The sequence below is a fragment of the Endozoicomonas sp. 2B-B genome (assembly GCF_053470045.1).
In genome coordinates this window covers 5,483,567-5,504,090 of sequence record NZ_JBLZMU010000001.1, presented here as the reverse complement: position 1 = coordinate 5,504,090, position 20,524 = coordinate 5,483,567, and the positions used below count along the sequence as shown (strand labels likewise).

Genomic DNA, 20,524 nt, shown 5'->3' with positions numbered 1-20,524 from the left:
AGTGATACATACTTAACCTTGGAGATTAAATTCATGGGCGTACTGGTTGGCAAGAAAGCTCCTGACTTTACTGTTCCTGCCGTCCTGGGCAATGGCGAGATTGTTGAAGAGTTTACCCTGTCCGAGGCGATTCGTGGCAAGTTCGGTATTCTGTTCTTCTACCCACTGGACTTCACTTTCGTTTGTCCATCCGAGCTGATCGCTCTGGATCACCGCATCGATGCGTTCAAAGAGCGCAACGTTGAAGTTATCGGTGTTTCCATTGACTCTCACTTCACTCACAACGCGTGGCGTAATACGCCTGTCAGTGAAGGTGGCATCGGTCCTGTTAAGTACACTCTGGCCGCTGACATGGCTCACGACATTTGTAAAGCCTACGACGTTGAGTCTGAGGGCGGTGTCGCTTTCCGTGGTGCTTTCCTCATTGATAAGGACGGTGTTGTGCGCTCACAGATCGTTAACGATCTGCCTCTGGGTCGTAACATGGATGAGCTGGTCCGTCTGGTTGACGCTCTGCAATTCCACGAAGAGCACGGTGAAGTTTGCCCGGCTGGCTGGAGCAAAGGTGATAAGGGTATGGACGCGTCCCCTGCGGGTGTTGCCAAGTACCTGTCTGAGAGTGCTGAAGGCCTGTAATTACAGACTTCGTCATTTGATGATTGAAAAGAAAGTCGCCTGCGGGCGGCTTTTTTTTTTTGTTGTGCGTATTAGAGAGCAGGCCCAGAACTTACGGGCGTTCGGTTCCTGTTTTATAGATCAGCAAGTTATTTCCAGTGCTTTTTTTCAGAAACTTTTTGAACAAAGCTGAGGAGAAGGACTTGACTCAGCCGGAAATCTCATTAATATTCGCTGCCGTTAGGTGATGACGCAAAGCATCGTCAACAACGATTCCCCGATAGCTCAGTTGGTAGAGCAAATGACTGTTAATCATTGGGTCGCTGGTTCGAGTCCAGCTCGGGGAGCCAGCTCTTTCTAATCACTTTTGATTGAAGAGTTGAATGTTTATTGAACTGCGTGTTTAATAGACGGCTTGGGTCGTTAGCTCAGTTGGTAGAGCAGTTGGCTTTTAACCAATTGGTCGTAGGTTCGAATCCTACACGACCCACCAATTTCTTCCCCGATAGCTCAGCTGGTAGAGCAAATGACTGTTAATCATTGGGTCGCTGGTTCGAGTCCAGCTCGGGGAGCCATTTTAAACTCCTTAGCAAGGGTTAGCTTTCTGGATTGCGTATTCAGAAAGTTCAGTGGGTCGTTAGCTCAGTTGGTAGAGCAGTTGGCTTTTAACCAATTGGTCGTAGGTTCGAATCCTACACGACCCACCACTTTTATTCCCCGATAGCTCAGTTGGTAGAGCAAATGACTGTTAATCATTGGGTCGCTGGTTCGAGTCCAGCTCGGGGAGCCATATTCTCACTCTCAAGCAAGAGTTTGTTTCCTGAACTGCGTGTTCATTAAGCATCAAGGGTCGTTAGCTCAGTTGGTAGAGCAGTTGGCTTTTAACCAATTGGTCGTAGGTTCGAATCCTACACGACCCACCAAATCAACAAAAAGCCGGTTCAAAGAACCGGCTTTTTGTTTTTTGCATGCTAAAAATAAATCAATGCAGCTTTAGATGGGGGCGTGTCGTTTTCCCGATAAAGTCTTTGATAATCAGGGCTCCAGTCCTCAATCGTCCAAACAGCGCTACCTGATGCATTCGGTAGAGGCTGATATAAAACATCTTGGCCATCCTGCCTTCCACCATCATATCGCCGCCTGTGATGGCTCCCATCAAATTACCTACGGCACTGAAACGACTCAGAGAGATCAGAGAACCGTAGTCTTTGTAGGTAAAGGTTAAAGGTGCCTGACCCTCCAGAACTTTTCCTGTCAGGCTCTTGGTCAGCAACTCAGCCTGCTGGTGAGCAGCCTGGGCTCTTGGAGGTATAGTGAACGGTTCGCCGTTACTGTTTGTCAGTGTGCAGCTGGCGCAGTCACCCAGTGCGTAAATGTGATCATCCAATGTAGATTGCAGGGTGGGTCTGACCACTAGCTGGTTAATTCGATTGGTTTCAAGGCCGGCGATGTCTTTCAAGAATGCTGGCGCTTTGATGCCTGCGGCCCAGATACTGAGATCGGAGTTGATAAAGTCACCGCTTTTTGTATTCAGGCCTTTGTCAGTAATTTCACTGACCAGCTGATGGGTTTGTATAACAATCCCCATTTTCTGCAGCTGTTTGTGAACACTGCTGCTGATACGAACGGGCAGGGCAGGCAGTATTCGTTCGCTGCCTTCTATGACAGTGATGTTTACTTTGTTTGGCTGAATCGCGTCCAGGCCATATCGGGCGAGTTCTATGGCTGCGTAGTGAAGTTCTGCTGCCAGTTCCACACCTGTCGCTCCGGCACCAATGATGGCGATGTTTAACTCAGGTGATTTCTCATGGGAAGCCTGGGCATGAAGGTAATGATTCAGAAGCGTTGTATGTACTCTTTCTGCTTGTTCCCGGTTGTCCAGAAACAGGCAGTGATCCACTGCACCTGGTGTATTAAAGTCGTTGGCGGTGCTGCCCAAACAGATGATCAGGTCATCGTACTCCAAGCTGCGCTCGGGAACGACCTCTTGTCCGGCTTCGTCGTTAATAGGAGCGAGGGTAATGGTTTTATTATCCCGGTCCAGACCGCACATTCTTCCGGGTAGAAAGTGGAAATGATTCCATTTGGCCTGAGCCAAATAGCTCAGCTCATCTTCAAAAGCATTCAGGGAGCCTGCGGCCACTTCATGCAAAAGGGGTTTCCAGAAATGCGTTTTTCGAACATCCACCAGGGTAATTCGGGCTTTCTTCTTCTTGCCCAGTTTTTTTCCCAGTTTGGTGGCTAATCCGAGCCCTCCGGCACCTCCTCCAACAATTACTATTTTATGCAGCTGGTCAGTCACTTCATTCTCTCTATTTTTATAAAGGAGTGTTTTGAATCAGTCTGAAATCCCCAGCTCTCTTCTTGGCTTTATGGTTAGAAAGAGCGGAAAACTGATTGAGAACACACCCTACAGCTATTCAGGCTGACTCAGCCCAGGATAAAAACGCCTATCAGACGGCTGAGAACACCAAGTATGACAATCAAAAAGCTCAGCCAGAACATCAGCTTTAAGGGTCTGAAGTGGCTGCGCTCTGTCGCATTGGTCCCAGTGCTGATAAAACGGTCAACTTTGGCCTGATCTTCAGGGTATAGACGGGTCTGGATTTTTTCCATTTGCCACTCCGTATCCTCGGTCAGCACATTAGAGTATGCTATTTAAGCAGTCAATCTGCCAATAGATAACCTGAATTTGACTGAGAAAAGCCTAAAATAATTTGAACTTGTGTACTAATTAACCAATCAATCACGGTTGACTGGGCTCAAGCTCTCGATCAATCTAGTTTAAACGGTATGAAAACTGGGCGCAGCGGGTGAAACTGTTTTTATTGGCGTTAAAAGTTCAATATTTCGAGTGGGTCGAACTATACAGGGTATTTCGTCGTTTCTCTTCCCATCGCACATTCCTCAAAGCCTATCTTGGGTTGAAGCTTCGATACCTGCTGGACAGCCCTTTTCAGGTCAGTAAGCGTTTCCTGATTAAGAAAAAGTCAGATGATTTATATCTTTACGGTGAAACACCTTTAACAGTGCTTGATGATATCTGTGAAAAGTCTGGATTAACGTCCCGGGACCACGTTTTTGAATTGGGTGCAGGCAGCGGTTTTACCTCTCTCTGGATGGCTGCTTTTGCAGGTGTTCGAGTGACATCGATTGAGCAGATTCCCACGTTTTGTCTGAGACTCCGGCGTCTCAGTGGTAGAATGAAGCTGGATAAACTAACCGTTATTGAGGGGGATTATCTGGAGGCGGATCTTTCGGGGGCGACGGTCGTTTATCTTTATGCATCCAATCTGGATGATCTCACTATTCGATGCCTGACGCTGAGAATGCTGGCCCTTAAACCCGGGAGTAAAGTGATTTCTGTCAGCTATCCGCTCCAGGATTATTGCCCCATACCGGGTATTTTTGAACAGAGTGAACGCTTTTCTGCTCGCTTCCCATGGGGGGAAGCGGATATATTTTTGCAGGTCAGAACATCTTGTGTGCAGAAGTCATGCGTTTGACGACGCTGCTGCCATAGCGAGCGATCATTTCAGGAATCGGTTTATCCGGAAATTGCTCTAATCCCACCTTGATGAAATTCCATGTCGCCTGAGCTTGTTTGATCGGTTTGGCCGCATGGGCGTGGTCGCCGTATTCTTGACCCAGCCTGGACAACTTCTGTTCGAAATGTCGAGCCAGTGTTTGCAGCTGAAGCCGACCGGAAGCGCTCTTGTCTTCATTTAACTCGGAAAGAGTCAGGCTGAGATAGTGACGGGACAGGCGTTGCATGAGTAGTGCCTGCTCAAGAAAATCGAGCTTTTCATTTTTGTGTGGTTTGCTGGTCAGGATTTCTTGTCTGAGAAGCAATAACTTTCTATCCAGTCTGGCCAAGGCCAGAAGCAGTGTAGTGGCCTCAGGGGGACGGGAGTGAGCGGGCAAATCAGCCATCCAGGCGGCGTGTCGGCTAATGATAGGCCATAGACTCAGGGTCGATGATAGCAACTTCGAAGTTTCCTGATCGTTGGACTTCTCCGGCAAGGCCGGGATGCTCTGGTTCAGCTGAGCCAGATTGTCCTGCATTTTCATTCTGGCGTCCTTGTTGAGAAAATCGATCTGGAGCAAGTGAATATTTTCGATCAGCTGATTCAGCAATAACTCCTGCTTCAAAAGGTGCTCTGGGGTCAGGTTGTTGTTTTTGGCAGCCGACTCTGAGGACATAGCCTGGTTCATAAAAGTCAGAAGGAAAAGCAGTGTGGTCAGTAATTGAGCTTTAGACATTGCGGGGTCCGGAAACAGTTAAATCATCCCTTATGTATCGGATATCCCGGCTGTCACTTAACCTGACAATCCAGAAGCAGCTTATCGACATTTGCAGCCCTCAAAGACAGTGAACAGCCATACTAGGAGCCTATATGGTCCGCCCCGTTTTGCAAGAGCCTGTTTTGTTAATTAGCAAACAAAGATAACTGCAATCATATATACGGCCTATTCATGAGGTCTAACCCTCTGGCCCTGATGGGTATCCGCGCAACCTGGCCTTATCAGTCCGACGGCCTCAAGGGTCAAGGCTCCTATCAGGTTTCAGGTTGCCGGTTTTTACCTGTTTGCCATCAACTGTACATGCTCATCGCAATCTGCGGGGGGGTCCCCTTTGATTAAGCTTATGCTTTACTTTGCCGCTGCCGCCTTTACTTCATTATGCAGCCTTGTAAACTTCATTTCGGGTCATGATGACCCAGACAATCCGAGCCATTTTATTAGCCAGACCAACGGCGGCAACGTTGTGATTGCTGCGCTCATTAAGTTGGCTAACCCATTTTTTACAGCGGTCATCCTTATTTTTGAGGCAGTGGAGTACCGAACGTGCGCCGTGTATCAATAATGTGCGCAGGTATTTATCACCCCGTTTACTGATGCCCAGCAGGACTGACTTACCGCCTGTGGAATGCTGTCTTGGAACTAATCCCATCCATGCGGCAAGGTGTCGACCAGATTTAAAATACGTCGCATCACCAATGGCTGCCTTCAATGCTGTGGCAGTGATGGCTCCGATACCCGGCATAGTCATCATTCGACGACATTCGTCGTCGTTTTTTGCTAGCTCCTGAATTTTCTGGTCATACTGTTGAATACGCTTGTCAAGACTGGCCAACTCTTCTGATAAACCATGTAGCAGCTCACGAGTCAGCGAATGGAGTCCATTTTCAGCATCTTCCAGAATTCGTGGAAGCTGTGCACGAACTTTACCAATACCCTGGGCAACTACAATACCTTCTTCCAATAGTGACCCCCGGATCTGGTTAACCAGGGCAGTTCTCTGATCAACCGCTTGTTGACGATAGCGGTGCAGAAGTTGCCAGGCCTGCTGCTCTGACGTTTTAACAGGTACAAAACGCATGCTGGGCCGTGAAGCTGCTTCTGCAATCGCTTCAGCATCGTTGTAGTCATTTTTGTTGGTCTTGACATAAGGCTTGACAAATTGAGGTGAAATCAGCTTGACAGTATGCTCATAGTTCTTGAATAACCGAGCCAAATAGTGAGCACCACCACAAGCTTCCATAGCGATAATGCATGGCTCCAGATTTGCCACGTACTCTAGAAGGTTCTTCCTGGACGACTTCTTTCTGATGACTTTGCTACCCTGCTCATCAACACCAAACAGGTGAAAGTTGTTCTTGCCAATATCGATACCAAGTACTGAAATAGTCATGGGTGGTTCGCTCCGGTTAATCCTGTTTAAATGGTTAACTCCATTTTGGCTCATTTGAAGCCGTTTAGGAGGGGCGGACCATCCCATTAGTCAATGCTTATGAGAGCATGCAAATACGACTGTGATGTCAGTTATTGCCTTCCAGCTGTTCCTTGAGCTTGGCAGGAACTTCCTTGATCACGAGCTGATTCAGATCTTTGTTGTACACCACCTGGGTACCGAGCAGCTCGGCATCAAAGGCAATGTTAAGACCTTTGCTGCGACCGGTATACTTAACCAGTTTGGTTAGAGTGCGTTTTTCCGGAGCCATAGGTTGACTCATGTCGTAGTCGCGGGTGTTGACGAAGCGGGCAAAATCATCGGAGCCCGCTTCACTCAGATAGCCGGTAAGTTCATCCAGAGTCAGGGCATCGCCATCATCCATTTTGGTTTGGCAGAAGTCGTAGACCTGTCGGCTGACTTCCTTGTGATTTTCCAGAGAAGGCGCTTCCCTGGCGTACTCCTTTACAGCACTGACCAGTGTGTCAGCTTCTTCCTTGCTGTTACTGGTTTCATTGCAGCCCAGAGCTTCCTGAAATACATCGCTCAGACGGCGGCCACCGCGGGGACGCAGGAATGAGAGATAACGACCACTGTTCTCGTTACCCTGCCATTCGGTGATATTAATGCGGCAGGCCAGTGGCATTCTGGCTGTATCCAGATAGGCTACATCCTGAATAGCAAGATCATCTGTCACAGTTATGCTGACATTACTGGTTAGCATGCAGAGCATGAAGTATCGGGTCAGGCCCTGCTGATAATCAGCAAACAGCAGGTAGCCCCCACCCAGTGCTCCGGCCTGATCGAGCTTTTCCAGAAGCTGGTTCAGGGTATTGCGGGTCAGGGCTGTAAAGTCCATCTTTTCTGCCAGGTAATCACCCAGTTCAGTTGGGAAAGGGCTTTCGGCATCGGGGTTGAACTGGCCATACTGTTTGTCCTGTTTCTTGTTGTAAGTTTGCATCAGGTCGTCCAGCATGGCTTCCAGGGCCGGAGTGGGGGGCAGGCTGTGATTTGCCGGAACAGCAGTCAGGGAGTCACTGTCGGGGACCTGTTTCAGCTGGTGGACAATGATTTGTTGTATGGCCATAAGTTAATAGTCTTGAACGCAGTGAGGATCGTCTAACCCAAAAATTTCTTAGAGCAGGTTCGAACAAAAGTAAGCTTCGGAAGAAGCAAACCGGAGCCTGCTATGGCAAAACATACACAAGAAACCCTTCGTTTTCACCCTGTTAATGGTAAAACTGTCAGAGCTGATTTTAAGGAGATGAGTTGTCCCTCGATTTTGGCGTGCTGCAGTTTCGTAAAATAGCTATCCGAAGTGAGCTAATTCCTTGGCTCGTCGGGGTAATTCATAGCAAGCGACATCAGTCTTGTATTGACTATTTCATACAAATATTGATTACCGCCATCTCTGTTCATGGCACGCCAGCCAGTGCGGTGCTATATATAGAGCCTTGTACAAACGGCAAAGGCCAGTCAGTGGGCCTGAGCCCTACACAGGATGATATAAGTAATAGGTTATGTTCTATTTTATTCTGTCCGTGTTCACTATCTCCCGGCGATCAGACAACCTTCATCTGAGCGGCATCGATATCAAATTGCCGCTAATATTTCTTGGCATTTCGTTTCTGGTGACACCTGTCAAAACCTTTTCCGGGCAGAGCGGGACACTCGTGTCGACGGGGTATGCCATTACCGCTCCGGGCATTTATAATCCATCCGGTATTTCACTGCCTATCCTCTTACTCCCTCTTGCATACCATACCTACTTCAATCGTTTTTCTCATTCTGGCACCCATCAGAAAGCCGGGACTGAACCATCCTTTTGCATCGAGCCTGAAGACCCCCTCCTTGCTTACAAGTCGGGCTGCCTGCCGCTGCCAGGGGAGCTGGATATGACATTGGCCCCCGACCGGAGAGACCCGGATCAATGGACCTGGCTTTTACCCGGCAAAAGCAGACCAGAACCCTACCCTGAACAGACACAGGTGAAGGTCGGTGATGAAGGTGTGCCAGTCCACATATCAGTCCCTGACACGAGTTTACAATGGAAGCCGGGTCAACCTGTTCCCGGTCAAAATGGCGATTTCCTGCCCGGGCCTCCTGGATCAATAGGTGACATAACACGGGATACTAAAACGACAATCAATCTTATTCCCGGGAATTGCGATGATGAACCCTGTCTGAGCTGGGGCCTGGATGATGGAAGTGGATGGATTCTGGACCTGTCAGAAACTATTGCCCCATTATTCGAAGATACACCCCCCTGGAGTGACCAGAATCCAGCACTGATTCCGGCCAGTGGACAGGTAGCGGCCACCAGAGCGGTTGATCATAATGGTAACGTCTTTTACAGGCTGGATGAGAACAAGCAGGTTCATTACATCAGTAAGGAAGAATACCAGCGGCTACTGTCAATGCACTTCCAGAGCTGGCTTGAATACCTTTATCCAGAGTACTTTGGCCCCAGACTGGCTGCCGGAGGTGGCTGGCATCAGTGGCACTGGCGAGTTCGTAAGGTGCCACGGGGTCCAGGAGCTTCTCCTCCCTACGAACCTCTCGAAAATTTACCTGACGAGCCAGCAGAAAGATCTCCGGGGCCCGTCAGCCAGTCCCCTCATGGCGGCGGAGACCCTGGCGAGGGAAGCATGTCGGAACAGCAGTTTCCTGCCCCGCCCGCTCCTGCCTCGGCTCCAGCACGTAAGGCAATTTTCAGACGGCTTTTGGTTGATGAGAGTCCCAGTGATGAGTACTCCGTAGTTACAATGTCAGAAGATGAAATGGCTGGGTTACAAATTTATCGTGGAGACTGTGTCCTGCTAACCGGCAAAGTAAGAAAAACCACTATAGCTGTTGCTATATCGGATGCAAATCAGCCATCTGGCTGTATCAGGATGCACAGGGCAGTCCGTAACAACCTTAAGGTGAGGTTAGGCGATATCGTCAAAGTCTCCCACCTCCCTATGCTGCCCTATGGTAAACGAGTGGGTATATTGCCAATAAAAGATAGCCTTGAAGGTATAACCGGCAACTTGTTTGATGTGTTTTTGAAGCCATTTTTTCTTGAAGCGTTTCGACCTGTCAGTAAAAACGACGTTATTCCTATAAGTGCTGGCTTGCGAACCGTTCATTTCCGGGTGATGGAAACAGACCCGGAAGGTGGGTGCATAGTTGTTCAGGACACAACTGTTCACTGTGAAGGCGAACCCGTCGAGCGGCAGGATGCGTCTTCAATTGCGGATGTTGGTTATGATGATATTGGTGGGCTCAGACCACAGATTCAAACAATACGCGAAATTATTGAGCTGCCAATGCGATACCCACAACTTTTCAATACCCTGAATGTCAGTCCTCCAAAAGGAATACTACTGAGTGGACCACCGGGGAATGGAAAAACACTGATTGCCCGGGCTGTTGCCAACGAGAGTGGCGCCTTCCTCTTTCTGATTAACGGCCCGGAGATAATGGGCAAAATGGCCGGTGAGTCAGAATCCAATCTGAGAAGGGCTTTTGAAGAAGCTGAAAAAAACAGCCCTGCCATTATTTTTATTGATGAAATTGATTCGATAGCCCCAAAGCGTGACAAAACCCCGGGTGAAGTAGAGCGGCGCGTTGTCGGTCAATTGCTTACCCTTATGGACGGTTTGCAGTCCAGGCGGCAGATTATGATTCTGGCCGCCACAAACAGAGTCAATTCGATTGATCAGGCACTGCGTCGTTTTGGCCGCTTTGATAAAGAGATTCATATCGGCGTTCCTGACGAAACCGGTCGTCTGGAAATCCTTCAGGTTCATACCAGAGACAAAAAACTGTCCGACGACGTGGATTTGGAAAAGATTGCAAAAGTCTGCCATGGGTTCACCGGCGCTGACATCACGCAGCTTATCACCAATGCCGCAATGCTCTGTATAAGGGAAAAAATAGACATTAGCACCCTCGATGATGAACAGAACGTTGATGCCGAGTTGTTAGATAGTCTGGAAATCACCCAGGCTCATTTTGATCAGGCTCTCAAATCCTCCAACCCGTCAGCTCTCAGAGAAACCTTTGTCGAGATACCCTCTGTGACCTGGGAAGACATCGGCGGCATGATGGATGTCAAAAAGGAATTGCTGGAAATGGTTCGCTACCCCCTTGAATGGCCCGAGCTGTTGAAGCATTTTGGTCAGAAACTGGCACGTGGTGTACTTCTTTATGGTCCCCCTGGTTGTGGCAAAACACAGTTAGCCAAAGCTTTGGCCAACGATTGCCAGGCTAACTTTATTGCCATAAGAGGGCCAGAGTTGTTGACTATGTGGTTTGGCGAATCAGAGCATAATGTACGTGACCTTTTTGACAAAGCCAGGCAGGCAGCACCCTGCATCCTGTTTTTTGATGAAATTGATTCTCTGGCGTCCTCCAGGGGATCTTCATTAGGTGACGCCAATGGCGCAAGCGATCGCGTCCTGAACCAACTGTTAATCGAGATTGATGGTATAGCTGAACGGAATAACATTTACATCATCGCCGCCACCAACAGACCCGATATTCTTGACAAAGCTCTTATGCGACCAGGCCGTTTTGACAAGCATATCTACATTCCACTGCCAGATTATGAAAGCCGGTTGCATATTTTCGAAGCTGTCCTGCGTAACACCCCAATACAGGATGATGTTGATTTAAAGCAGCTGGCTGGCATAACCAAGGGTTTCTCCGGAGCTGATATTAACGAAATCTGCCAGACAGCAATACAACAGGCTATCAGGGAGTACATTCGCAGTCGTAGCCCAGTGGAAGCTCAAAGTGAAGCAATGGACGTTGAAGAGTCCCTTGAGAGTTACATGTTAACGCGCAGTCATTTTGAGCAAGCCATGCGCACAGCGAGGCGCAGTGTCGGGGATGGAGAAATTCGCCGTTATGAAGATTTTCACAAGCGGTCAAGTCAGGCCGGAACTGAATTCCGTTTTCGGGATACACCCCCCTCTGCATCAGTGTCATCTGGAGCAGCAGGAGTGCCACAAGGAGCAGCAAACTTATATGAAGACTATGATGATGACGACTTGTATAAATAATAAATAAGCGTTCATAGTGAAAAAACCTGAAGCTGGGTGCTTCAGGTTTTTTCTGGTTGAACCTTTTGCTTTTCTCCTTGTGCCACTCTGGTTATTCGTTGCCATAGTGGTGCCTTCTTCCCAATCATGTTTTGGGATTCAGAATATGCTCAAGACTGTGCTTTACCAGCAAATCTAACTGATGCTGATTGGGGCTGATTCTGGCCATTAACTGAAGGCCCAGAAAGAAGCTGGTGAGCTCTCTGGCTGCTTCCGCGCTGCTCAGGCAGGGGGCAATCAGGTTTTTTTCAGTCCCCCTGAGTATCTGGGCCATTAATGCCTGCTGGATCGAGTTCACAGCCTGTCTGACCAGCTCAGCAGCTTGATCTGGCAATAGGTGCAGCTCTGTACTGGTACAGGCCAGAAAGCAGCAGTTCTGGTATTGCACGTTGCGGGGATGACGATAGCCCGCTGTCAAAAATCGGCGTAAACCTTCAAGGGGAGGCCCTGAACCGAGATACTTTTGGATTCTTAACTGCAGGTAGTGTTCAATGTAATACTTTAAGACGTGCAGGTATAAGCCTTCTTTGTTTTTAAAATGATGATACAGGCTCCCAGGGTGCAGATCGGTAGCTTCTTCCAGCTGTCTGAGCGAAGAAGCCGAGAATCCCCGAGACCAGAAGAGAGCAAGTGCGTTATCCAGCGCCTTGTCTTTATTAAAAGAGGTATGCCTGCCCATAAGTGACATAATTTGATTTTCGAACTTCCAATGTAGCAGCAGTTTTCTGTTCCCGACAACTCCCACAATGGATTAGCACCTATTGTGGGATATAAGCTGGAGAATACCGGAATGGCACTGACCCCGTCGAATATGGTTGAACTGGGCTCGTCTGCCCCTGATTTTAAATTGCCTGATCCTTCATCAGGACAGTCCGTCTCCCTGCAGGAAGTAAGAAAGGAGAAGGGCGTTCTGGTGATGTTTATCTGTAATCACTGCCCTTATGTGATTCACATTGAAGATGCGCTGGTAGAGTTGGGTAAGGATTATGCTGATCGAGATCTTGGCATAGTGGCTATCAGTGCTAATGATGCCAGGACCTATCCCGAGGATGCTCCTGACAAGATGGCATTAAAATCTTATCCGTTTCCCTATCTGTATGATGAAAGTCAGTCGGTGGCGAAAGCCTACGATGCGGCCTGTACACCTGATTTTTTTCTCTTTGATGCCGAACTGAGGTGTGTCTATCGTGGTCAGTTTGATCACTCTCGTCCTGGTAATGACAAGCCTGTGACCGGGGCTGATTTAAAGTCTGCCATGGACTCAGTGCTGGCGGGAGAGCGAGTAGCAGAGAATCAAAGTCCCAGTATCGGCTGTAATATTAAATGGAAGTAATACCAATCGTGCTTTCTAACTCCCCATGGGAGTTAGAAAGCACGATTGGTATAATTCAGCACTCTTCACAAGGTATTATTTTTTCTCAACCCAGAGGGTCCAGTTTCTGTATTTGGATACTTTTTCGAAGCGATCTTTCAGCGGGGTAGACAGCTTATTGATGTTGCCGTCGCGAGTGGCCAGAAAGTCCCTGCGATCCCTGTGTAATTGATCGAAGATCTCCTCTTCACTGGAGGCCAGCAGGGCCTGACCTTGGGAATAAAAGCGAGCCGAGAACGGACGCTTCATAAAGTAAATAAGGCGACCAGGCTGTTCATTAGGGTGTGTCATCATGTTGGCGATTAGGTACTTTTGTGATTTTTTACCACCGTCGTTCATCATGACCATGATAGTAGCAATCATCAACAGAGGTGTCAGGGTTGCCAGAGTGATAAGCTTACCAGAGTGGTTGGACCAGCTCTCCCCGAACAGTCGTGCAATAATCATTGCCAGGGCAGGCATCACAGGGAGCGTGTAAGTCCAGATCAGATTGGTAGTGAAAGTGAAAAACAGGGGCAGAAACAACAGCCAGCAGAGCAGGAAATAATCCCATTCAGTTAACTTGAGAGTGGGCTTCTTTTGCCAGAATTTCCAGACTTGTCTGATGGCAACTCCGAGTAACACGAATGTCCAGGGAAAGCCTCCCGCCAGCAGGTAGCCCCAGATGGCTCCCAGAGCGTGGACATGGGCATTGCCGTATTCATCACCCTGCCAGCCGGAATCCAGATAGCGGGAAAAATGTTCGCCAATAAACATGTATTCCAGAAGACCGGGGTTGCGTATCTCGGCGCTGATATACCAGGGAAGGGCAATGGCTGCTGACAGAATAGTGCCTTTGATCCAGGGAAATTTATGCCACAGCGTTATCAATCTGCCTTTAGGAAGGCACCATAAGAAAATCGGACCACCCGCCAGAACCACTGCAGCGAGCCCTTTTGCCAGCAGTGCCAAGCCGCAACCGGCAAAAAACAAATATTGCCACCGAAGTGCTTCAGATTCGTTGTGACTCTGCCAGCCCATCCAGAAACTGCCGAGTATCAGAGTGGTCGTCAGGGTCATGACCGGGTCGGCCAGCAGGGCACCGGAAAGAACGAGAAACATGGCGGAGGTGACCAGGAACAGTACCGAAATTTTTGCCTTTTGTACCCCCATTTGAAAATGGGCCAGCTTCCAGACCAATGCCAGGGTGCCCAGACTACAAACCAGAGAAGGTAAGCGGGCGGCAAATTCATTGATTCCGAATAACTTGAAGCTTATGGCTGAAAGCCAGATAAACAGGGGTGGTTTACCGAGGAACGGGACACCATAATCAAAATATGGAATGATCCAGTCATTGGTCTCGACCATCAGTCTGACGATCTCACCGTATCGGGCTTCTGAAGTATCCATCAGAGGATATAGGCCAAGGGAGAGGAGCCGGATCAGAATGGCGAACAGAATCAGAAGGTACACCCAGAGCCAGCGGGAAGAGGTTTTCAGGGAGGCGTCAGTCATTATTATTTTGCACTCTGTCTCTGGTTGCTGTGGAAATGCACAAGGTTATGAATGTTGCTATTCCATTACTTCGTATTGCTTCGGCCGATTCATTGATAGCAAACATAAAGCAAAAAAGCCTCGGACCCATGTTATTCGCATACTGAAAAAAAGCCCAGTCCCTAATTAATATCACTGGGACGCTAATCGGGACCCAAATCAGCGTAGCGCCTGATCAAAGTAGTTCATTTCGATCGGTTTCTATAATTTTTTTCGTAGACATCTCGCCCCATGGCCAGGATCTGTCGGTCGATCATGGTCTGGAAGCTGTCCAGGCAGTTTTGGTGAACCATTGGGTCTCCTGAAAACTCTCGCATAAGACATACCGTAGCCTCAATAGTAGAAAGGGCTGATTGATGAGGGGATTTGCGAATTCGGTAGCGGGACTCCAGATTTTCTGGCAGGGATATCCGTGGCAGAGACCGAAGTTGAGGGTTGAGATGAAGTATCTTTCTGGCTTTTCTCCAGGTACCGTCCAGCAGAATACAAACATCAGGCAGGCCATGGATTTTCTGATATTCAGAAGGTTGGAAAGCCTCTTCGCCCGGAAAAAGTAAGCAGCTTTTTTTGTTCTCCAGAAGGATCTTGAGGTGTGGGTTTTCGGAGAAGTCCTCTCCTGCGAGAACCTTGCAGTTCTCAATGCCCAGTCTGGCGATCCGGGCGGTATTCAGCGGATGTTTGACCTCATCGGGGTGCTGCAGGATCAGTAGTTCACAGCAGGCCTGCTCGGGTTGTAAATGCTGGCAAATGCAGAATCGAAGAGGACGCTCACAGCGCGGGCATTTGGCTCGGGCCATAAATGACATTCCTGAAAGTGAGATTGATGCGGGGTAAAACGGTTCTGGATGTTTTGGGAAGACAATGCTGCCAGCAGCGCTGGGTTGAGCCTGACATCACCAGCAGTGAGCCAGAAGGTAAATCCAGTGACAAGGGTTGGATACCCCTTGAACTGGCCTCTTTGTGTTTCAGTCGAAAACGTCTTTCCTGGCCCAGACTCAGTGAGGCAATAACAGGCTGTTCTCCAAGTTCTGCCTCATCGTCAGAATGCCAGCCGTTACTGTCATTGCCATCACGATACAGGTTGAGCAGAACCGAGTTGAATGAAGAGTGACAGGTGTGTTCGACCACTTTTTTTATCGCCAGCAACACCGGTGTCCATGGCTCTGGAGTGAGTGTCAGGCCAGAGTAGCTGTAAGTCATTCCCTCATCAGCATACCAGGCTTGTAATCGAGGTAAATCCAATGTTTTTCCGAAAATTGTGATTGTATCCTGACGCCACCGGGTGCCAGACAGAAGTTGCTGGTAATAGGATTCACAATCTTGTTGTGTGATCAGATCTGGCCAGAAAGACAGCTCGGCATCGGGAGCATGAATGTTGATTGAACGCAAATCCGTAGACTGGGAGCTGTTATCGCAGAGACATTTCAAAGATCAGCTTTTCTGCAGTACAGTCAAAGTCGAGCATCGCCTTGATCACCGTGATACCGTTTTCCTGAATGGTTTCTGACTGAATCTTGCAGTTGCCTGATCCGACTGAAAGAGCTCGCTGCTCTATCTTGTTGAACTTTTCCTGGGCAGAAACTGCCTTGTCACCACGAATTTCCACAGTAACCCAGGTATCATCGTCGCGGATCAGGGTACCGACCTCTACCGTATTGCAGGTGTTGCACTCAAAGGGGGCTTTTTCTTTCATGCTGATACCTCTTGAAAGCAAGTAAATCTACCTCATTCATCATGAGATAAACATATTACAAGATCTATGGGGATACGCCAGAAATAATAGCTGTTTCTGCGATAGTTTTTCCGTGGCCGGGCAGTTTTTTTTCTTCGAAATCCTTCTGAAATCGAGCATGTCCATGTTTTGTGTGTCCTGTACTTGTTTGTGCGTCTTGGTGCGTGTTTGTGAAGGCTTTTTTATTCGGATTTTATGGTATAGGCTCAGTAATTCTCGAAGTTGTACGTCATCAAAATGAGGGATGAAAACGGTACTTTGGTTCAAAAGTTTCCGGTATTCCTGCATCAGAACAAGGTGATCGTGCTTTTAGCCATGAACAAAGTGCCAGAGTGAAAGCAATTTCACGGTAGAAACCCGGGAAGTTAAATCTATGACAGACAGTAAGGCGAATTTGCGTCGCAACGTGAACCTGCTGGGAACACTGTTGGGTCAGACTATAAAGGAACATCATGGCGAGGTTTTTTTCAATCGTATTGAAAGCATTCGTCAGCTTTCCAAGGCTGCAAGAGCAGGCAGTGAGGATGATCGGGAAGTTTTACTGGATCAACTGAAAAACCTTTCTGATGACGACCTGGTGCCCGTTACACGGGCGTTCAGTCATTTTCTTAATCTGGCTAACCTGGCCGAACAATATGACAGTATTGCTGTTAGCCATGGCGAAACGTTCTGTGTTCCGGATCACTTTGATGAGCTGATGGCGAGGCTCAGAAATCAGGGGTTCAGCCAGGAGCAAATCGCAGACAGTGTTGCCAGCCTTGATATGGAGCTGGTACTGACCGCTCACCCCACCGAAGTTTCCCGCAGAACCCTGATCCAGAAACATGAATCGATTTTTGAGTGTCTCAGCAAGCTGGAAAGCAGCCGTCTGAGCTTCAGGGAGCGAGCCCGTCTTGAAGACCGGCTTCGTCAATTGATAGCTCAGGCCTGGCACACTTATGAATTCAGGATGAAGCGACCATCACCTGTTGATGAAGCCAAGGGTGGATTTGCCACCATTGAGCACTCTCTATGGAATGCGGTGCCTGATTTTGTTCGTGCTATAGATGAGCGGCTCAGGGAACATACCGATATTGGTCTGCCGCTGGATGCTGTACCGGTGCGCTTTTCTTCCTGGATGGGAGGAGACCGGGATGGAAATCCATTCGTCACCGCTGAGGTGACCCGGGAAGTGCTTTTATTGAGTCGCTGGATGGCTGCGGATTTGTACCTCAGGGATCTGAACCCCCTGATTGGAGAGCTCTCCATGACGGAATGCAGTGAAGAAATGAAGCAGAAACTGGGGGATTGTCGAGAGCCCTATCGGGTCGTTCTCAGACAGCTCAGAGAGCGTCTCAGAGAGGCCCGAACCTGGTGCGAATATGCACTGGTCGACAAATCCCGTTCTTCTGAAGTGCTTCTGGAGCATAAAGATCTTGTTGAGCCTCTGGAGCTTTGCTACCACTCCTTGCATGAAGTGGGTCTGGGCGTCATTGCCGATGGTCCGCTATTGGACATGATCCGTCGTGCTCACAGCTTTGGTCTCACCCTGATACGTTTGGATATTCGTCAGGAAGCGAGCCGACATACTCAGGCGATCAGTGAGTTAACCAGAGCTCTGGGGATTGGTGATTACCAGAGCTGGGATGAACAGGAAAAGCAGACCTTTTTACTGAAAGAGCTGCAGAATCCCAGGCCCATGATTCCGGTAGAATGGCAGCCTTCCAAAGATGTCGCTGAAGTCCTTGCCACCTGTCGTGCTATTGCCAGAGAAGGTCAGCAGGCATTAGGCGCATATGTCATTTCCATGGCCTACAAACCATCCGATGTCTTGTCTGTAGCGCTGTTGCTGAAGGAGTGTGGCGTTGGCTTTGCAATGCCTATTGCTCCTCTGTTTGAAACACTTGACGCGCTGGATGGTGCCAGTGAGTGTATCAGCTCTCTATTGTCATTGCCCTGGTATCGTGGTTATTGCCATGGCGGTCAGATGGTGATGATCGGTTATTCCGACTCTGCCAAGGATGCTGGCTGGATGGCAGCAGCCTGGGCTCAGTATCGGGCCATGGAAGAGGTGACGGAGGTCTGTCGTAAAAATAATGTCGGGCTGACACTGTTCCACGGTCGTGGTGGTACCATCGGTCGTGGTGGTGGCCCTGCCCATGCGGCGATTCTCTCCCAGCCACCGGGCTCGGTGAACAATAATCTGCGAGTCACTGAACAGGGAGAAATGATCCGTTTCAAGTTTGGTTTCCCTGATGTGGCCATTAACAGTCTGATGCTCTATGCAAGCGCCACGCTGGAAGCAACCCTGCTGCCCCCGCCTGTGCCAGAGCAAAGCTGGCGGGATATGATGGATCAGCTGGCCAGAGATTCCCTGCAAATATACCGGGGTATGGTCCGGGATGAGCCTGATTTTGTTCCCTATTTTCGTGCGGTGACGCCAGAACAGGAATTGGCCAAGTTACCCCTGGGTTCAAGACCTGCAAAGCGCAAGCCCAATGGTGGCGTGGAAAGTCTGCGGGCGATTCCATGGATATTCGCCTGGACCCAGATTCGTCTCATGCTGCCCACCTGGCTTGGGTGTGGTGCCGCCTTAAGAAATGCTTTGGAAAACGGCCAGAAAGAAACTCTGGAAGAGATGATCAGTCAATGGCCCTTCTTCAAGGCGCGGCTGGAAATGCTGGAGATGGTCTTTATGAAGACCGATTCGAATCTGGCTGAATACTATGAAGAGCGGTTGGTACCGACCGAGCTACAGCATCTGGGAGAAAGTCTGCGAGAGCAGTTGAAAACTGCAGTTCAGGCACTGCTGGAGCTTAAAAGCGGGGAAGAGTTGATGTCTAACCATCCTCAGAATAAGCAGGCTATCGCTTTGCGTAATCCATATACTGACCCTCTGAATGTGCTTCAGGCAGAGTTACTCTACCGCGTTCGACATTCAGAAGAAGGGAAGGTTTGTGAAAACCTGGAACAGGCCTTGATGATTACTGTTGTTGGTATTGCTGCAGGTATGCGTAATACCGGCTAACTGGCTTATTGTCAGAGTCAATGTGTTTGTCTCCTGTAACTCGTTCCAATGCTCCAGCAAAGGCAGGAGTCGCAGGAGAGTCTCCACCCGGTCAGTCTTCAATGTGGCTGACGTACAATGATATCCGGGGTGAAATTTTAAGGTTTTATTACCATGGTGCATGATATAGGATCACGGAGCACGTCAAGATAAGGTGATCGGAACAAGCATGGCTGTCGCTGCAATTATCACAGGAACGGGGCTATACACCCCGACCAGTTCTATCAGCAATGATGAGCTGGTCACGAGCTACAATACCTGGGCTCAGAAAGAGAATGACAAACACCAGCAGGCAATCGCTGCCGGTGAAAAAGACCCCCTGCCATTGAGTAACAGTGCCTTTATAGAAAAAGCTTCGGGCATTAAAAGTCGTTATGTCATGGATCGTGAAGGTGTTCTTGATCCTGATCGTATGGTACCCCAGCTACCCGAGAGGGATGACGAAGAAATCTCTGTTCAGTGTGAAATGGCATTACATGCTGCCAGAGATGCGCTTTCCCAGGCACGAGTGAGGCCGGAAGAGATAGATCTGGTCATTGTGGCTTGCTCCAACCTGCAAAGGGCTTATCCTGCCATTGCCGTTGAGGTGCAGTACTACTTGGGAGCATCTGGCTACGCCTACGATATGAATGTGGCCTGTTCTTCTGCGACTTTTGGTATCAAAGCGGCAACGGATGCCATTCTGTCCGGTAATGCGCAGAGGGTTCTGGTGATCAGTCCCGAGATCACTTCTGCTCATTTGAATTTCCGTGATCGGGACAGCCACTTTATTTTCGGAGATGCTTCGACAGCTGTTGTAGTTGAAGCGGAAAGTGTTGCCAGTAATGAGAAAGGCTTTGAAATTCTGGGTACCAGAGCCTGGACTCAGTTTTCCAATAATATCCGTAATAATTTTGGGTTCCTGAATCGTGCTGATGAGTCCGGTATTGGACAACCCGATAAGCTGTTTGTGCAAAACGGTCGCAAGGTTTTCAAGGAGGTCTGTCCTAAAGTGGCAGAGATCATTTCAAGTCACCTGGATGAGTTGAGACTGACGTCTGAGAAACTCTCTCGTCTTTGGCTACACCAGGCGAACCTGAGCATGAATCAGCTGATTTCACGCAGGGTATTAGGCCGTGAAGCGACTCCGGCAGAAGCGCCGGTTATTTTGGATGAGTACGCTAACACCAGTTCTGCAGGATCAATCATTGCTTTCCATAAGTATTCAGCAGATCTGGAAGCGGGTAGTTGTGGTGTTATCTGTTCTTTCGGAGCGGGTTACTCTATTGGCAGTATTGTCGTCAGAAAACGCTGAGAGCCTTTCGTTGAATAGGCGGCTGGTCGACTCCACTGCGAAATAGTGCGATGAGTGGGCAAATTTACCTATTTGTCATTACCCATTACAATAGCCTGCAATTTTTCC

The 20,524-nt window shown here is 48.8% G+C and carries 16 protein-coding genes and 6 tRNA genes; 12 read left to right on the top strand and 10 right to left on the bottom strand.

From position 1 onward, the window contains the following. The first annotated feature begins 33 nt into the window (after positions 1–33). From ACOMHB_RS20590 to ACOMHB_RS20560, 7 genes are all read left to right on the top strand, one after another. Positions 34–636: a peroxiredoxin gene (locus ACOMHB_RS20590; protein WP_422134992.1), complete on the top strand. Its 603-nt coding sequence runs from the start codon at positions 34–36 to the stop codon at positions 634–636. A gap of 253 nt (positions 637–889) precedes the next feature. Then, positions 890–965, top strand: a tRNA-Asn gene (locus ACOMHB_RS20585). 67 nt (positions 966–1,032) lie between these two features. After that, positions 1,033–1,108, top strand: a tRNA-Lys gene (locus tag ACOMHB_RS20580). 6 nt (positions 1,109–1,114) lie between these two features. Next, positions 1,115–1,190, top strand: a tRNA-Asn gene (locus tag ACOMHB_RS20575). A 56-nt stretch (positions 1,191–1,246) separates the two neighbouring features. Then, a tRNA-Lys gene (locus tag ACOMHB_RS20570) sits at positions 1,247–1,322 on the top strand. A 7-nt stretch (positions 1,323–1,329) separates the two neighbouring features. Then, positions 1,330–1,405 (top strand) — tRNA-Asn (locus ACOMHB_RS20565). Between the two features lie 57 nt (positions 1,406–1,462). Beyond that, positions 1,463–1,538: transfer RNA gene (locus ACOMHB_RS20560), tRNA-Lys, on the top strand. A gap of 59 nt (positions 1,539–1,597) precedes the next feature. On the opposite strand, the gene ACOMHB_RS20555 is transcribed toward ACOMHB_RS20560, so the two are convergent. Both ACOMHB_RS20555 and ACOMHB_RS20550 read right to left on the bottom strand, forming a co-directional pair. Further along, the gene (locus ACOMHB_RS20555; protein ID WP_448218013.1) at positions 1,598–2,917 is read right to left on the bottom strand and encodes an NAD(P)/FAD-dependent oxidoreductase; all 1,320 of its coding nucleotides are present in this window, start codon (positions 2,915–2,917) and stop codon (positions 1,598–1,600) included. Positions 2,918–3,045: 128 nt separating this feature from the next. Further along, positions 3,046–3,231: a DUF3094 family protein gene (locus ACOMHB_RS20550; RefSeq protein ID WP_448218012.1), complete on the bottom strand. Its 186-nt coding sequence runs from the start codon at positions 3,229–3,231 to the stop codon at positions 3,046–3,048. Positions 3,232–3,428: 197 nt separating this feature from the next. On the opposite strand from ACOMHB_RS20550, the gene ACOMHB_RS20545 reads away from it, so the two are divergent. Continuing rightward, the gene (locus tag ACOMHB_RS20545) at positions 3,429–4,121 is read left to right on the top strand and encodes an SAM-dependent methyltransferase (RefSeq protein WP_422134932.1); all 693 of its coding nucleotides are present in this window, start codon (positions 3,429–3,431) and stop codon (positions 4,119–4,121) included. Here the strand turns inward: ACOMHB_RS20545 and ACOMHB_RS20540 are convergent. The 3 genes from ACOMHB_RS20540 to ACOMHB_RS20530 form a co-directional block, all read right to left on the bottom strand. After that, positions 4,087–4,878 carry a hypothetical protein gene (locus tag ACOMHB_RS20540; protein ID WP_448218011.1) on the bottom strand — a complete coding sequence of 264 codons (792 nt, stop codon included), beginning with the start codon at positions 4,876–4,878 and terminating at the stop codon, positions 4,087–4,089. The genes ACOMHB_RS20545 and ACOMHB_RS20540 overlap by 35 nt on opposite strands. 418 nt (positions 4,879–5,296) lie before the next feature. Continuing rightward, positions 5,297–6,310 carry an IS110 family RNA-guided transposase gene (locus ACOMHB_RS20535; RefSeq protein ID WP_448215063.1) on the bottom strand — a complete coding sequence of 338 codons (1,014 nt, stop codon included), beginning with the start codon at positions 6,308–6,310 and terminating at the stop codon, positions 5,297–5,299. 127 nt (positions 6,311–6,437) lie between these two features. Continuing rightward, on the bottom strand, positions 6,438–7,436 hold the full coding sequence (locus ACOMHB_RS20530) for a nucleoid-associated protein (RefSeq protein WP_422134930.1): 999 nt from the start codon (positions 7,434–7,436) through the stop codon (positions 6,438–6,440). Between the two features lie 433 nt (positions 7,437–7,869). On the opposite strand from ACOMHB_RS20530, the gene ACOMHB_RS20525 reads away from it, so the two are divergent. After that, positions 7,870–11,400 (top strand): AAA family ATPase, encoded by a 3,531-nt coding sequence (locus ACOMHB_RS20525; RefSeq protein ID WP_448218010.1) that lies wholly within the window; start codon positions 7,870–7,872, stop codon positions 11,398–11,400. 124 nt (positions 11,401–11,524) lie between these two features. Here ACOMHB_RS20525 and ACOMHB_RS20520 read toward each other — a convergent pair whose 3' ends face one another. Next, complete coding sequence (locus tag ACOMHB_RS20520; RefSeq protein ID WP_448218009.1) at positions 11,525–12,127, bottom strand: TetR/AcrR family transcriptional regulator; 603 nt, start codon at positions 12,125–12,127, stop codon at positions 11,525–11,527. A gap of 102 nt (positions 12,128–12,229) precedes the next feature. Between ACOMHB_RS20520 and ACOMHB_RS20515 the strand changes: the two genes are divergently transcribed. Next, entirely contained in the window at positions 12,230–12,772 is a 543-nt protein-coding gene (locus ACOMHB_RS20515; RefSeq protein ID WP_422134927.1) for a thioredoxin family protein, read from the top strand. A gap of 75 nt (positions 12,773–12,847) precedes the next feature. Here the strand turns inward: ACOMHB_RS20515 and ACOMHB_RS20510 are convergent, their stop codons facing one another. The 4 genes from ACOMHB_RS20510 to ACOMHB_RS20495 form a co-directional block, all read right to left on the bottom strand. Then, complete coding sequence (locus tag ACOMHB_RS20510) at positions 12,848–14,305, bottom strand: ArnT family glycosyltransferase (protein ID WP_448218008.1); 1,458 nt, start codon at positions 14,303–14,305, stop codon at positions 12,848–12,850. A gap of 224 nt (positions 14,306–14,529) precedes the next feature. Continuing rightward, positions 14,530–15,141, bottom strand: a complete 612-nt coding sequence (locus ACOMHB_RS20505; protein WP_422134925.1) for a tRNA-uridine aminocarboxypropyltransferase — start codon at positions 15,139–15,141, stop codon at positions 14,530–14,532. Continuing rightward, the gene (locus tag ACOMHB_RS20500; protein WP_422134924.1) at positions 15,113–15,733 is read right to left on the bottom strand and encodes an alpha-ketoglutarate-dependent dioxygenase AlkB family protein; all 621 of its coding nucleotides are present in this window, start codon (positions 15,731–15,733) and stop codon (positions 15,113–15,115) included. The genes ACOMHB_RS20505 and ACOMHB_RS20500 overlap by 29 nt, the downstream gene beginning before the upstream one ends. A 19-nt stretch (positions 15,734–15,752) precedes the next feature. After that, on the bottom strand, positions 15,753–16,037 hold the full coding sequence (locus ACOMHB_RS20495) for a DUF406 family protein (RefSeq protein WP_448218007.1): 285 nt from the start codon (positions 16,035–16,037) through the stop codon (positions 15,753–15,755). Positions 16,038–16,449: 412 nt separating this feature from the next. On the opposite strand from ACOMHB_RS20495, the gene ppc reads away from it, so the two are divergent. Further along, a complete protein-coding gene (ppc, locus tag ACOMHB_RS20490; protein WP_448218006.1) occupies positions 16,450–19,083 on the top strand; it encodes a phosphoenolpyruvate carboxylase in 2,634 nt (877 codons plus the stop codon). A 208-nt stretch (positions 19,084–19,291) separates the two neighbouring features. After that, positions 19,292–20,416 carry a beta-ketoacyl-ACP synthase III gene (locus tag ACOMHB_RS20485; RefSeq protein WP_448218005.1) on the top strand — a complete coding sequence of 375 codons (1,125 nt, stop codon included), beginning with the start codon at positions 19,292–19,294 and terminating at the stop codon, positions 20,414–20,416. Positions 20,417–20,524 lie beyond the last annotated feature (108 nt).

Bases quoted from the DNA above. Each gene is read 5' to 3' on its own strand.
- ACOMHB_RS20535 (WP_448215063.1), bottom strand. From the start codon at position 6,310: ATGACTATTTCAGTACTTGGTATCGATATTGGCAAGAACAACTTTCAC.
- ACOMHB_RS20495 (WP_448218007.1), bottom strand. From the start codon at position 16,037: ATGAAAGAAAAAGCCCCCTTTGAGTGCAACACCTGCAATACGGTAGAG.
- ACOMHB_RS20485 (WP_448218005.1), top strand. From the start codon at position 19,292: ATGGCTGTCGCTGCAATTATCACAGGAACGGGGCTATACACCCCGACC.
- ppc (WP_448218006.1), top strand. From the start codon at position 16,450: ATGACAGACAGTAAGGCGAATTTGCGTCGCAACGTGAACCTGCTGGGA.
- ACOMHB_RS20590 (WP_422134992.1), top strand. From the start codon at position 34: ATGGGCGTACTGGTTGGCAAGAAAGCTCCTGACTTTACTGTTCCTGCC.
- ACOMHB_RS20550 (WP_448218012.1), bottom strand. From the start codon at position 3,231: ATGGAAAAAATCCAGACCCGTCTATACCCTGAAGATCAGGCCAAAGTT.
- ACOMHB_RS20525 (WP_448218010.1), top strand. From the start codon at position 7,870: ATGTTCTATTTTATTCTGTCCGTGTTCACTATCTCCCGGCGATCAGAC.
- ACOMHB_RS20520 (WP_448218009.1), bottom strand. From the start codon at position 12,127: ATGTCACTTATGGGCAGGCATACCTCTTTTAATAAAGACAAGGCGCTG.
- ACOMHB_RS20540 (WP_448218011.1), bottom strand. From the start codon at position 4,878: ATGTCTAAAGCTCAATTACTGACCACACTGCTTTTCCTTCTGACTTTT.
- ACOMHB_RS20515 (WP_422134927.1), top strand. From the start codon at position 12,230: ATGGCACTGACCCCGTCGAATATGGTTGAACTGGGCTCGTCTGCCCCT.
- ACOMHB_RS20530 (WP_422134930.1), bottom strand. From the start codon at position 7,436: ATGGCCATACAACAAATCATTGTCCACCAGCTGAAACAGGTCCCCGAC.
- ACOMHB_RS20510 (WP_448218008.1), bottom strand. From the start codon at position 14,305: ATGACTGACGCCTCCCTGAAAACCTCTTCCCGCTGGCTCTGGGTGTAC.
- ACOMHB_RS20505 (WP_422134925.1), bottom strand. From the start codon at position 15,141: ATGGCCCGAGCCAAATGCCCGCGCTGTGAGCGTCCTCTTCGATTCTGC.